11 protein-coding genes are annotated in these 13,488 nt (G+C 61.8%); 9 read left to right on the top strand and 2 right to left on the bottom strand.

Annotation, left to right across the window (positions count from 1 at the left end; genetic code table 11):
• From LB558_RS32325 to LB558_RS32300, 6 genes are all read left to right on the top strand, one after another.
• Positions 1-2,457, top strand: a 2,457-nt coding sequence (locus LB558_RS32325; RefSeq protein WP_224701390.1) for a type I secretion C-terminal target domain-containing protein, incomplete at its 5' end; no start/stop codon positions are given.
• Between the two features lie 60 nt (positions 2,458-2,517).
• Positions 2,518-2,889: a hypothetical protein gene (locus LB558_RS32320; protein WP_224701388.1), complete on the top strand. Its 372-nt coding sequence runs from the start codon at positions 2,518-2,520 to the stop codon at positions 2,887-2,889.
• 32 nt (positions 2,890-2,921) lie between these two features.
• Positions 2,922-3,677, top strand: coding sequence for a lytic transglycosylase domain-containing protein (locus tag LB558_RS32315; RefSeq protein WP_224701386.1), 756 nt, complete (start codon positions 2,922-2,924; stop codon positions 3,675-3,677).
• Positions 3,678-3,766: 89 nt separating this feature from the next.
• Positions 3,767-4,966: an ABC transporter substrate-binding protein gene (locus tag LB558_RS32310; RefSeq protein WP_224701384.1), complete on the top strand. Its 1,200-nt coding sequence runs from the start codon at positions 3,767-3,769 to the stop codon at positions 4,964-4,966.
• A 57-nt stretch (positions 4,967-5,023) separates the two neighbouring features.
• Positions 5,024-5,704, top strand: a complete 681-nt coding sequence (locus LB558_RS32305; protein WP_224701382.1) for a thermonuclease family protein — start codon at positions 5,024-5,026, stop codon at positions 5,702-5,704.
• 218 nt (positions 5,705-5,922) lie between these two features.
• Complete coding sequence (locus LB558_RS32300; protein WP_224701380.1) at positions 5,923-6,675, top strand: GGDEF domain-containing protein; 753 nt, start codon at positions 5,923-5,925, stop codon at positions 6,673-6,675.
• Between the two features lie 58 nt (positions 6,676-6,733).
• Here the strand turns inward: LB558_RS32300 and LB558_RS32295 are convergent, their stop codons facing one another.
• Positions 6,734-8,281: a GMC family oxidoreductase gene (locus LB558_RS32295; protein WP_224701378.1), complete on the bottom strand. Its 1,548-nt coding sequence runs from the start codon at positions 8,279-8,281 to the stop codon at positions 6,734-6,736.
• A gap of 42 nt (positions 8,282-8,323) precedes the next feature.
• Complete coding sequence (locus LB558_RS32290) at positions 8,324-9,001, bottom strand: FadR/GntR family transcriptional regulator (RefSeq protein ID WP_013529856.1); 678 nt, start codon at positions 8,999-9,001, stop codon at positions 8,324-8,326.
• Positions 9,002-9,205: 204 nt separating this feature from the next.
• Here LB558_RS32290 and LB558_RS32285 point away from each other — a divergent pair, with 204 nt between their 5' ends.
• The 3 genes from LB558_RS32285 (at position 9,206) to LB558_RS32275 (ending at position 13,488) form a co-directional block, all read left to right on the top strand.
• Positions 9,206-10,834 (top strand): GMC family oxidoreductase, encoded by a 1,629-nt coding sequence (locus LB558_RS32285; protein WP_224701377.1) that lies wholly within the window; start codon positions 9,206-9,208, stop codon positions 10,832-10,834.
• A gap of 289 nt (positions 10,835-11,123) precedes the next feature.
• Positions 11,124-12,275: a cupin domain-containing protein gene (locus LB558_RS32280; protein WP_024505127.1), complete on the top strand. Its 1,152-nt coding sequence runs from the start codon at positions 11,124-11,126 to the stop codon at positions 12,273-12,275.
• A gap of 79 nt (positions 12,276-12,354) precedes the next feature.
• Positions 12,355-13,488 carry an LVIVD repeat-containing protein gene (locus tag LB558_RS32275; protein WP_224701376.1) on the top strand — a complete coding sequence of 378 codons (1,134 nt, stop codon included), beginning with the start codon at positions 12,355-12,357 and terminating at the stop codon, positions 13,486-13,488.

The raw sequence follows: 13,488 nt of genomic DNA, 5'->3' as shown, positions 1-13,488 counted from the left end.
ACCGACGGCGACGGCGACACTGCAACCAACAGCACGTCCATCGACCTTGGCGGCAACATCCGCTTTGCCGATGACGGTCCGGCCTTCACCCTTGTCAATGATGGCAATGGCGATGGCATTGTCAGCCTGTCGGCGCTCAATCCGGCAACCGCTACCACCTACACCGGCCAGTATGCAGAGTGGCAATATGGGGCGGACGGGTTTGGCAGTGTTACGGCGACGGGCCCAAATGTAGAAGTTGCCTCCACGTCGTCATCCCAGATCGTGCTAAACCTGAAGGAGGGAGGCGACGTCGTTGCCAAGCTGACGCTGAATGCCGATGGTACCGACTCGCTGGAAGTGCTGCATCGCGCAGGTGATATCGTCTTTAGCCCAATCGCGGCAACTTCAGCGACAGCCGGAGGGCCAACGGGTTCTCTGCTCGTGAATTTGGGCGCGACCGCCGACTTCAACATTGTTGTAACCGGCGATGACGGCGTCGCCCCCACCGGCCAAAGTGGCGATACGGTTAACACCAGTAACCAAGGTTGGGCTGTCAAGGGAGGCGCTGGCCAGTCAAATGACCCAGGTGAATCCATAAAATTCGCATTCGTCAATGATATTAACAATACGACTCCCCACGGCATCGACGATTTCAAGTTCACGACCGAGGGCTACACGGGCGGCATGTCGACGGCCAAAATCACCGTCCTGGTTTATACCGATGCTACGCATTACGATCAGGTGACACTTAGCGTGACAGAAGGCCAAGTTATCCAGATCAGCAACCTTGACTGGTCGGCCGCGGCGGGCACAGGCGATTATGTTTCCGGCGATGCTATCTACGGTGTGAAAGTCATCAGCGGCAGCACCAATACTGGCGGGTTCCGTCTGAATGGTGTCGAGGTCGGCGCCGCGTCTGAAAACCCACCGGCAGATCTCGACTTCAACGGCATTAAAGTAACGATCACCGATCACGACGGCGATACCGCTTCGCAAACCTTCAATGTCCATATTGATGGCACAACGGGCAATCAGCTGACAGTTGAAGCTATCGCTGGGACTTCCGGAAATGACATTCTGGCTGGCACTGCTATCGGCGAGACTCTGGTCGGCGGTGCCGGCAACGACACGATCTGTGGCGCCGGCGGCAACGACGTCCTGATTGGCGGCCTCGGTGTTGATCAATTCCGGCTCGCGACCAATACCGGAACGGACACTGTTAAGGACTTCACCTCGGGCACCGACAAGATCGGCCTGCTTGACACGAATTCGACTGGAGGCGGCAGCGTCAATTTCGCCAACACGATCGGGACTTCCGCCGGTACCGCCCTCAATGCAAGCGACTTCTTAATCCGGGCCTCGATCTCCGCTCTCGCGGCCGGCGACTCGACGCACGTCGTTAGAATCGACGCGGGGCAGACGTCGGCGCAAATAACGGCGACACTGGCGGCCGCAGCCAACACCTATGTACTTGTCTTCAACTCGACCACCGGGCACGGCGAACTCTGGTTCGATACGAATTGGAGCGACGCCGCTGGTCGCACCCAGGTGGCAACCTTCGACAACATCACCACGCTGGGGCAGCTTACCACGCTTACCAGCGCGGATTTCGTCGTCTATAACAGCGCTACCGATCCCATCATCCTCGACCTGAACCATGATGGGTTCGCTTTCTCCGATCTCAGCCATGGCGTCCAGTTCGACATCAATGGCGATGGAGTAAAGGATCAGGTTGCCTGGAACACATCCCATGATGGCATGTTGGCGGTCGACCTCAACCATGATGGCAAGATCGACGATGGCACCGAACTGTTCACGCCGAACTTCGGCGGTGGCAACTTCGCCAGCGGCGCGGCGGCATTGGCTTCGCTGGACAGCAACCATGACGGTGTCATCGACCACAACGATACCGCCTTCGACAGCCTGCTGATCTGGAAAGACGCCAATGCCAATGGCACCAGTGAAGCCGGAGAATTGTCACACCTCGCTGACAACGGTATCGTCTCCATCAGCACAGCGGCTACTCCGACTGTTGGCGAAATCGACGGACAGACCGTGACAGGCAACGGAACCTTCCACATGGCCGACGGCACGACGGGCAACTATGTCGAGGTCGAACTCGACACCTCACTTGTTGCACCGGCAGAGCAGACCGCCGGCAGCACGGGCGCCGACACCTTCAAGCTCGACAACCTCGACATCAAGGATCTCATCACCGACTACCACGGCACCGGGCCTGGTGGTGAGGGCGACAAGATCGACCTGAGCGCGCTGTTCGACACGGCGCCGGGGGGGGACATCAATGACTATGTGCACTACGACGCAGAAACGAAGACACTGAGCGTCGATACCACTGGTTCGGGCAACCAGGCCAATTTCGTCGACGTCGCCGCGCTGCAGAACGCGCCTGCCGCAGGCACGATCACGATACTTTATGACGACACGACCCATACACAACACACGGTAACGATCTAACGCCATAGCGCGTGGCCACGCGACTATGTTATACATCGCTAATATTTAGGGGAGCTCAAAATGAAACGTTCTGCAAGACTGCTGGTTTCCGCTGCGACGCTGTTGCTGGCAGTCGGGTCGACGGGGTATGCCGCCGACATCATCGAAGGTCCGACGGGCGACTATTGCCGCACCGTCGGCACGTCCAACCTGGTGCTGAACGACAACATCGTCGATCTCAAGGAGCAGGTGGTGAAGCTGATGGACGAGTCGGTCGCCGCCGCCAACAGCTCGGAGTGGATCAACTCGTCCCGGCCCGTCTTCGTCTGGGCGTCGGAAGCCAAGGTCGCCTGTGGCATGGCTTACGGCTACCTCAAGACGAACTACAAGGACGAAGACACCCTCAACAAATGCGAGTGTTTTCACGATCGCATGGTCGAGTACATGCACTGACCGGATAGGCGAACGCACGCCTGTTGGCCATCATGACCGACGGATCACTCCTGAGGGCGATCGCTGGAGCGATCGCGCTGGTCGGCTTTGTCCAAACCGTCACGCTGGCCCGCGCCAACTGGCTGGAACGACCGTCCTTGAAACGACAGCTTTCGCCCGGCCTGAAGCAACCAGTGCGCTGTGATCCGGCCACGGAGTGGACCCGGCAGGCTTTCAAGGCATTTGCGAGTTGCCAGGCATTGATCTATGGCCTGGAGCCGCTGCTGGCGCATGCCGTGATGGAGATCGAAAGCGGCTTCGATCCCGGCGTGCAAGGCGCCGACGGCGAAGTCGGCCTGATGCAGGTGATGCCGGCGACGGCCAGAATGCTCCGCTTTCGAGGCTCCCTGGACGATCTGAGCGCGCCGGCGGCCAACATCGCGCTTGGGGTCAAATATCTTGCACAGGCCAACAGGCTCGCCGCGGGCGATCTGTGCACCACCGTCATGAAATATCGCGCCGGACATAATGAAAGCCGGTTCTCGGCCCTTTCGGTTCGCTACTGCCAGCGTGCACGGGCAATCCTGACAAGGGAAGGGATTGAAGTGACCGGGCCGTTGCCGGTGGCGACATTTGGCTTTTCCGCATTTTTGCCAGGAGGGGAGGGCGGAGTCCCTGCCCAGGGAAAGGGCGTTTGCGTGCGCCGCCTGTTCGTGCCGGGGCCACGATACATGAAATGCGCCGACTATCGGACTGCCGGGCAAGCAAGGCAGATCAGGGCGCTCAGAGGCAGGCTTTTCGGCGGCTAAAAGAACTACAGACGGCACTGCAAGTCCGCCGTAACATGCGTTGAAGACCAGACCGGGAATATCCGGCGGCACATAGGGGTGGAGCATTCATGGAAGCTGGCCGACAGGTCCACTGTCCGCGGACATGGGCAATCGCCTTGGCGCTCGCCGCGATCTTGTCGGGCTGCCAGTCGAAGGGTGGCGTGTCCGAAGTGCTCGATCCGGCGGCGGTTGCCGAGCCTGCCGGGCAGAATGGCGCCGCCGGTGGCGGTCCCGTCCAGGCGACCCAGTCGCTGGGCACCGGGTCGACCAAAGTCACGATGCTGCTGCCACTATCCGCCCCTGGAACGGCCGGGGAAAACGGCAGGAAGATGCTCGATGCGACCAAGCTGGCGATGACGGATATCGGCAACGGATTGCTGACGCTGACGGTAGAGGACACCAAGGGCGACAGCGCGCAGGCCAGCAAAATGGCGGTAACGGCCATTACGACGGGATCTAAAGTCGTCATAGGCCCGACCGAGCTGCCGGCAGCCCAGCATATTGCCACGCTTTCGGGATCGAAGCGGCCACCGGTTCTGGCGCTTGCCGACAATTTCGCCGGCGGCGCCGGGGTCTATGCCGTGCTTCTTGGCGAAGCGGACAGTGCCGCCGCGGGCGCCGCGGGACTGGCGGCGAAAGGGAGCAAGAAGTTCGTACTGCTTGTCGCGGATGGCCCAAACGCCGGCGCCATGGAGAAGCGGGTCGCAAACAGCCTCAGCATCTACGGCGCGGCGCTCGCGGTCACTCTCCGATATTCTGCCGGCGACGGTGCTGCGAAGGCGGTCGACGAAATGGGCTCACTCGTGGACGCCCCCGACGCCGTCATTGTCGCCAGCGGCAATGGCAGTCCGTCGCCCATCCTTGCCGCCCTCAGATCGAAGGGCATTCCGGGAAAGACTATCTCCGTCGTCGGAACGAACCGTTGGCTGGAGCACCCCATGGATCCGCTCTTCGAGGGGGCGTTTATCGCCACGCTCGATCCAAGTGAAACCGGGCCGATCGCCGACCGCTTCAGGACGACATACAACTATCCGGCTGACGTCAATGTGGCCTATGCCTATGATATGGTTGCCCTGACGGCAGGGATTGCCAGCGCGGTCGGGCCTGATGGCTTCAGCGAAAAGGTTCTCGAAAATCCAAACGGGTTTCGTGGGTCGACAGGCCTGTTCCGGTTTCGGGCTGACGGGTCCAGCGAACGATCGATGCCGTTCTATCGGATTGAAAAAGGTGCTCTCAAGCTGGTTGCCAAATCGACGTCGGGTTTCTGACCGGCGCAAATCCCTGAGATCCTGTTCAAGCTGATGGGCAGTCCGGACCGCAGCCGTTTGGCGATCACGTTCGGAAGCCTGCTGCTTCTGGCCGGGATACTGCTGATCATTCAAGGCGGGGCGTTGCTTTCGGTCGATCGGCCTGTCCGTGCCCCGTCGCTGGATGCTGACGATACGCAGCCAATCCGGCCGGTTGCCCCGGTTGCCGGCGCACAAGGCCTGGAGCCGACGCGCAAGGTTGCTCAAGACCTGATCGCTCCGCCACGGCTTGATCCCGCTGAGATCGAACGGGCCGAGCCCCGTCCGCCACTCAGCGAGCTCGGTCTCGCCGTGCCCCCGAAAACGCCAATGCCTGGGGACTGGCGGGAGGTCTTGCTCTACCGCCCGGTTGCCACATCGTCGGCGATGTTCGAATCCATGGGCCGCAAGGTGACCATCAGCGGCGTGCGAAGCATCGATCTCGACAGCTCCTGCTCGTTTCATGACGTCACCTGGCCTTGCGGCCTGCGCGCACGCGCCGTTTTCAATTCCTGGCTGAGGGGACGCGCGCTGCACTGTTTCGTACCTCCGGACGTCGAGCGTTTTGCCGTCGCCGCCCCGTGCAGGCTGGGCAAGCAGGATGTTGGCGCCTGGCTTGTCTCCAACGGCTGGGCAACGGCGCTGCCGAGCGGCATCTACGACAAGGCGGAGGCGACAGCCCGAAAGGCTGAGATGGGCATATTCGGCCCGGCACAATAGCCTGCCATTCAATCCCTTATTAACCGCCACGGGCGCAGCTTTGCGTCTTGTCTTTTATGCATGTCCTTTCCCAAAGCCGAGGTCATGCGTCTGGAGCAAGCCAATTTCGTCCGCAGCCTTGATGGGGTCATCGCGCAATCGATTAAATTGCAAAGTTCCTTGAAACTGAAATTGCAACACACCGGCCTTATACCAGTCCATCCACAGGAGATCGGCCAGTGACAAAGACTATGGCGAGCAGCACCGACCAGGCATGGAAAGACGTCGCTTTGCTGACCTTTCTGGGAACCACTGCAATCCTGGGCGTTTCCGTCGGCCTCAATTATCTGCTCCTGTTCTCCGAGGCGCTGACGCCATTTGGGCGCAGCATGATCACGGCAATCCTGTTGCCTGTTGTTCTTGGTGTTCCGCTTTTTCTGTTCGTTGGATTGAAACAGATCGAGCTTCGTCGCTATCGCCGGGAGCTCGACAAGTCGGCAACCTTCGACACCACGACCGGCTGCCTGAACGGAGCGGTCTTCACGTCGATGGTCGAGAGAAGAACAGCAAGGCCGTCGGTGCCGGGGCCTAAATCGGGCGCCTTCCTGGTCATCCATTCGGAACATCTACGGTCCATCAACCTGCGCTTTGGTCTTGAATGGGGCGATCAAGCCTTGCGGCTCATAGCCTCAACCATACAATCGTCGGTGCGCGCGGAGGATCTGGTTGGACGCATGGGGACGTCGATGTTCGGAGTTTTCCTCGCCGGCGCGACCGAAGCAGAAGCCAGGGAAATCGGCGAGCGTATAAGGGCGCGCATCGCGCAAGTCTATTTCGCGCCAAAAGGGACCGAGGATGCCCTGACCGTCAAGGTCGGCGGCGTGGTGTTCGAGAACCAGGTGGAGTTCGCGGACATGTTCCGGTCCGCCGAGCAGCGCATGGCCGGCGTCCAGGACGGAGCCGCGTTTGAGCTGACGCATCTCCATAGCTGACAGTCACTGGGAACCAGAGCCATTCGGAACCCAGGGGAATTGTGGGACGCGGCCGCCGTCACGCTGCCGACGGGGTAACCTGTGAAGACGCCGCCCACGTTTCGGCGATGGCGACGATCGTCGCGTTGATTGGTCCGCTCGGGATCGCCGGCATCACCGAGGCATCGACGACAAAGGCATTGTCGAAGCCGTTCAGCCGCAAGTCAGGATCGACGACGGCTTCGGCGTCACGACCCATCCGGCACGTGCCGGCCGGATGGTGATGGGTGGAAGCAGCCTTGGCGATAAAAGCATCGAGTTCGGCATCGGACTGAACCGGTGCACCTGGCAGGATCTCCGTATCGCGCCACTCGTCCAGAGCCGCATGATGGCCGACCATGCGCGCCCGCTTCAACGCCATCCTGAATGTCGTGCGGTCGTGTTCGGTTTCGAGATAATGCGGGTCGATGACCGGCGCATCGTTGCGGCCCGGGCCGCTCGGTGTGATGCGCCCGCGGCTTGTCGGATGGGTGACGCCGCACAGGATGGTAAAGGCCGAGCCATAGGGCGGGGCATTCAGGCCCTCGGCCGCCGACGGAGCGACGACGCAGGCGAGCACGATATCGGGACTTCCCATGGAGCGGGTCGGGTCGTCGCTGTGCAGATACATCAGCGATTCGGAGTGCTGGAGGCGGGAAGGCGGCACCGGCTTCTTCGTGGTGTAGACATTTCCGAGAGCCAGCAGATGATCCTGCAGGTTGCGGCCGATATCGCCGCGATCGGCAAGGCAACGTATCCCCGCCTGCTTCAAAGTATCGGGACAGCCAATGCCCGACCGCATGAGGATGAGCGGCGTGGACACGGCGCCGGCGCAAAGAACGATCCGGTCGGCGGAGAGCGTTCCGGTCTCACCCTCGCACACCACTCTCACGCCCGTGATCTTGTGGCCGTCCAGCACCAGATGCTCGACCTCGTGGCCGGTGAGCAAGGTCAGGTTCGGCCGCGCCATGACCCGCGGCGGCAGATAGGCGTCGGCGACACTCAGGCGCTTGCCGTCGCGTATGTTGAGTGAATTGGGACTGGTGCCGACCAGTTCGCCGCTGTTGTGGTCGGTCAGGGCGGGAGCGCCCATGGCGCGCCCGGCGGCGATATAGGCACGCACGACCGGACTGACCTCGGCGTCCGGCAGATAGACGTCCAGCGGGCCGCTCTTGCCGCGTGTCGGCCCGTCGAAGGCAGTGAAGGCTTCGCTGCGGATGAAGCCCGGCAACAATCCCCGATAGGACCAGCGCTCGCCGCCGGCTTGCGCCCAGGGCTCGAAATCATCGGCATGGCCGCGCACATAGGCCATTGCATGGAGGCAGCTCGAGCCGCCGACGATCCTGCCGCGCGGCCATTCGTGGACGCGGTTGGCGGTGAAGGGCTGGGGCACGGTCCGGTAGCTCCAGTCGTAGGCGCGGCCCTGGAGCATCGTCCATTTCAGCGGATCGGCGATGTCGGGATCGGCCGGCATCGCCCCGGCCTCGATGAGGCCGACCTGGCACGACCGTTCTTCACTGAGCCGGCTGGCAACAACCGAGCCGGCGGATCCCGCGCCGATCACCAGCACGTCGAAATGACGTTTCAATTTGAAATTCCCCGCACAGGCTCGACGTCGGAGGTGATACGATCAGGCGGCAAAGGCGCCGGCATTCGACCGTTCCATGATCTGTCTCTGCACGGACAAAAGGTGCGCGCGCATTGCGGCCTCTGCCGCTTCGGGATCGCGCTGCGAGATCGCTTCGGCGATCAGGCGATGCTCGCCGTCGCGGTGGGCGATCCGCTTGGGGCAGGTGGGTGCCGCGGTGCGCGCAACCTTCACCCGCGCATCGACACCGACCTGGCGCAGCATCTTGTAGAATTCCGCGGCGAGGTGGTTCCGGGCCGCGGCAACGATCGCGAGATGGAAAGCGAAGTCGACCTCACCCGACGGGGCGTTCTCCGGCGTGGTTGCCGCGTCGAGGATCCGCGCCGTCTCGAAAGAGGAGGCGCGCAGCGACGCCAGTCGGGCAAGGCCCGGCTCCATGATCAGACGCAATTCCAGGACCTCGATCGGATTGGTTACCCTGACCAGTTCCTCGCCATATCTTGGAAGGGCGGTTGGCGCCCGCCTGGCACGCGCCGGTTTGAGGTCGCCCGAAAGGCGCAGCACTTCAAGCGCCTTGCGAAGCTGATGGCGCTTGACGCTCAGATGTTCCGCAAGATCGCGCTCGGACGGAAGCTTGCCGCCGCCCTGCTGCAACTGGCGGACCGCGGCGATGATGTCGTCGAGATCCGATGGTCCGACCTGCGGCTCGAATGCGCTCAAAACCAAATCTCCTGTCCGATCGGCAGACCGCCGACTCAACGTCCCGACATCATATTGTGACACGAAAACCTGTTCGACGGCACTCAACCAATTCAACCAATCTACAACTGTACGCAATGGTTGACAACACCAGTTGCGCGATGGTTGACTGGTCACGTCGACGGTTGCCATCGCGGCGGACCGTCTTTCTCCCGAGGATCACGCATGCCGGCTGGCGAAACCTTTGACTACGTCATTGTCGGCGCGGGATCGGCCGGCTGCGTGCTGGCGAACCGGCTGAGCGAAGACCCTGCCGTGTCGGTGCTTCTGCTGGAGGCGGGGGATTGGGACCGCGATCCGATGATCCACATCCCGCTCGGTTGGGGCAAGATACTGACCGAGCGCCGCCACGACTGGATGTATTTCTGCGAGCCCGAGGCCAATGTCGGCGGCCGCAAGGTCGAATGCGCGCGCGGCAAGGTCATCGGCGGCTCTTCCTCCACCAACGCCATGGCTTATGTGCGTGGCAATCGCGGCGACTACGATCGCTGGGCGGCAAGTGGCCTGACGGACTGGTCGTTCGACAAGGTGCTGCCCTACTTCAAGAAGCAGGAGCGCTGGGAAGGAGGCGAAAGCCGGTATCGCGGCGGCAGCGGGCCGCTGAACACCCAGTTCTGCCGCTACAAGGACGAACTGATCGATGCCTTCGCCACGGCCAGCCGTGATGCCGGATATCCGCAGACCGACGACTATAACGGCGCCATACAGGAAGGCTTCGGCCGCCTGCAGATGACAATTGCGAACGGCCGCCGCTGCTCGACCGCGACCGCCTATCTGCGGCCGGCCATGCGCCGCGGCAACGTCAAGGTGCTGACCGGCGCGATGGCGACGAAGATCCTGCTCAGGGATGGCCGCGCAACGGGCATTGCCTACACCAGAGGCGGGGCGAGCCATGAAGTTCTGGCGCGGCGCGAAGTCCTGCTTGCCGGCGGCGTCATCAACACGCCGCAGCTGATGATGCTGTCAGGCATAGGCGATGGCGGCGAGCTCGCGGCGCATGGCATCGAGACGAAGGTCGATCGTGCGCAGGTCGGCAAGAATTTGCAGGACCATGTTTCGGTCATCCTGATGTATCGGCGCAAACAGCCGGGACCGTTTCTCAAGATGATGCGGGCCGATCGTATCGGGCTGGATTTCGTCAAGACCTATCTCACCGGAAAGGGCTTTTCGGGAGATGTGCCTGGCGGCGTCGTGGCATTCCTGAAAAGCGATGCAAGCCGGCCGTTGCCGGACGTCCAGCTGCTTTTCACCGCTGCGCCGCTCGGGGCATGGCCTTACATGTCGCCGTTCAAGGCGCCGTTCGCCGACGGTTTTGCGACCCGTATCGTTGCCGTGCAGCCGGAGAGCCGCGGCAGCGTCAAGCTGGCGTCGAGCGATCCGGTCGCCGCTCCACTGATCCATCAGAACTTCCTGTCCTCGCAGCGCGACTGGCAGTCGCTTCGCGCCGGCTTTCGTGTCGCGCGCAACCTTGCCAGCCAGCCGTCCATGGCCCCGTTCGTCGGCGCGGAATTCTTCCCCGGCCCGAAATGCGAGAGCGACGAAGAGATCGACGAGCATATCCGCAAGACGTCGATCACCGTGCATCATCCGGCCGGCACATGCCGCATGGGTGTCGATGCAGGGTCGGTGGTCGATCCGGAATTGCGGGTGCGCGGCGTTGCCGGACTTCGTGTCGTGGACGCCTCCATGATGCCGGATCTCGTCTGCGGCAACATCAATGCGGCGGTCATCATGATCGCCGAAAAGGCCGTGGATCTGATCCGCAGCCGCGCTCAACAGAGTGTGGCGGCCTGATAGTGGCGGCCGGAATGCAACCAAAATCTTTTGGTTGAGAGTAAAACCTACGTTGGTTGGACTGCCGTGTGAGCCCGCACGGCCGTGAAGGATAGGCTTCACTCTGCCTTCTTGGTGGTGTTTTGGGTGTGATTTGGCCATTTTCTGCCTATTTCTGAGCATTTGCCTGTTGAAAATGCACCTCAACCAAAAACTTATAAAATTCGCAGTTTGGGTATTGTCGAGCAAAACCAATGCGAATACGGTTGGGCTGGTTAGAAGTATTTCTTCGTGACGAGAGGTGTCCGATATGTCCCTGGCGCAACCAGCTAACGATGTGCTCACCAACAAGAAGGCAGCACTCAAGGGCCTTTATGACGCCCTCTACGCAAAGAACATGTTTCCGTTCTGGGCCACGTCTGAAGGCGTAGACCATGACGAGATCAAGCAGCTGATGGCGACCTCGAAGGCCGTTCCCTTCGTGTGGTCCTATTCGGACATCGAGCCGCTGCTGCAGCGCGCCGCCGAACTGGTGACCATGGACGACAGCGAACGCCGTTCGCTGATCCTGGTCAATCCTGGCCTTGCGCCGAAGCGTGCATCGGTCAGCACCATGTACACCGCCTACCGCCTGAACGATCCCGACGAGATCATGCCGCCGCACAAGCACTCGCCGAGCGCCATCCGCTTCGGCCTGACCGGCAAGGGCAATTTCACCGGCGTCGAGGGCGAAGACGTGGTCTTCGGCCCGGGCGACATGGTGCTAACGCCCAACGACGCCTGGCACAATCATGGCACCGTCGGCGGCGAGCAGGCGGTCAACCTGTCGGTGCTCGACCTGCCGCTGGTCGAAACGCTGCATGCCGTCCATTTCGACCACAAATACACCGAGATGGTCGATGGCAAGGAAGTCGAGAAGAAGGTGCAGACCGCCCGCTATCCGAGCGACTACTCACAGCGCATCTACGGCGAGGGCGGCCTGATGCCGCGTTTCGTCGACCACAAGCGTGGCGGCGGCCTGTCGTCGCCGATGTATGTCTACCGCTGGGAGAAGATGGAAGCGGTCCTCGATGCCCACAAGGACTGGGATGGCGACCCCCATGAAGGCATCGTCATCGACTATGTCGATCCGACGACCGGCGGACCCGTCTTCCACACCATCAATTTCTATGTGCAGATGCTGCGCCCCGGCGAGAAGACCTTGCCGCAGCGCGAGACCGCCAGCCTGCTCTTGGCGCCGTTCCGCGGCAACGGCCATTCGATCATCGACGGCAAACGTTATGACTGGAACCAGTTCGACACCATCGCCATACCCGGCGGTTCCTGGGTCGAGCATGTCAACGGCTCGTCGAGCGAGCCGGTGATCTTCTTCGGCGCCACCGATGCGCCGACGCAGAAGGCGCTGCTCCTCTACAAGCGCTGGGGCCGCAACCAGGCCGGCGATCTTCTCCGCCTCGTCTAGTTTCCGGTCCTTCGGCAAGCACTGTCCCGCCGCGATTGGCGGCGGGACATCGAAATGACGTTTCAGCAGCAAGGGGCGTATGCATTTGGTTTCGGCGTTCAACACCAAGCAGATCGGCCATGTCGACTGCCCAGGCGGCGGCCAGGTCTGGGTCGACGGCAACATCCTCTATATCGGCCACATGCGGCCGCCGAGCGGCACGACGCTGGTCGACATTTCCGACCCGCGCAATCCGCGCAAGATAGCCACGATCGATGTTCCGCCGGGCTGGCACTCGCACAAGGTGCGCGCCAAGGACGGGCTGATGATCATCAACCACGAGCGCTTTGGTGATGCCGGCCCGGCCGATTTCGGCGGCGGACTGGCGCTTTACGACACAACCAAGCCGGCGCAGCCCAAGCTCATCTCGAAATGGATAACCGGCGGCAAGGGCGTCCACCGCTACGACTATGACGGCCGTTACGTCTACATCTCGCCGACCGCCGACGGTTATGTCGGCAACATCGTGATGATCCTCGACCTGATCGATCCCGCGAAGCCGGTCGAGGTAGGCCGCTGGTGGATACCCGGCCAGTGGACCGGGGGCGGCGAAGAATACCCGTGGCATGACTATGTCACGCCGCGTTGCCACCATCCGCTGCGTATGGGTGACAGGCTCTATGTCAGCTACTGGCATCACGGCCTGTTCATCCTGGACATTTCGGACATCACCAAGCCAAAGCTGGTCTCGCACGTCAATTCGAGCCCGAGCTTTCCGCATCCCACCCACACCTGCCTGCCGATCCCACAGCCGCTCAAGGGCCGCAACATCATGGTGGTGGCGGACGAGGATGTTGCCAAACTGCGACCTTCACCGCCGGCCTTCACCTGGATCTACGACATCACCGACGAGACTAACCCGTTGCCGATCTCGACCTTCCAGGTGCCTGGCCTCGACCCGGATGGCGCGCCGCAACCGCCGATGACCGGCTGCCACCAGCCCTCCGAGCGGTTTAATGGAACCGTCATTCCCTTTGCGTGGTTCGCGCAGGGGCTGCGCCTCGTCGACATCGCCGATCCGTTCGCGCCAAAGGAAGTCGGCCATTTCATGCCCGACGCGCCGGAGGGGGCGGAGCGTTCCTCGTCCAACGACGTGACCATCGATGACCGCGGCATCGTCTACCTGATTGATCGCATCCGCGGCGTCGACATCATCGAAACCAGCGTTCTCTAG

It is taken from the genome of Mesorhizobium sp. CO1-1-8, from assembly GCF_020164875.1.
In the GTDB taxonomy this organism is placed as follows: Bacteria; Pseudomonadota; Alphaproteobacteria; order Rhizobiales; family Rhizobiaceae; genus Mesorhizobium.
This window is presented reverse-complemented; position numbering and strand designations above follow the sequence as displayed.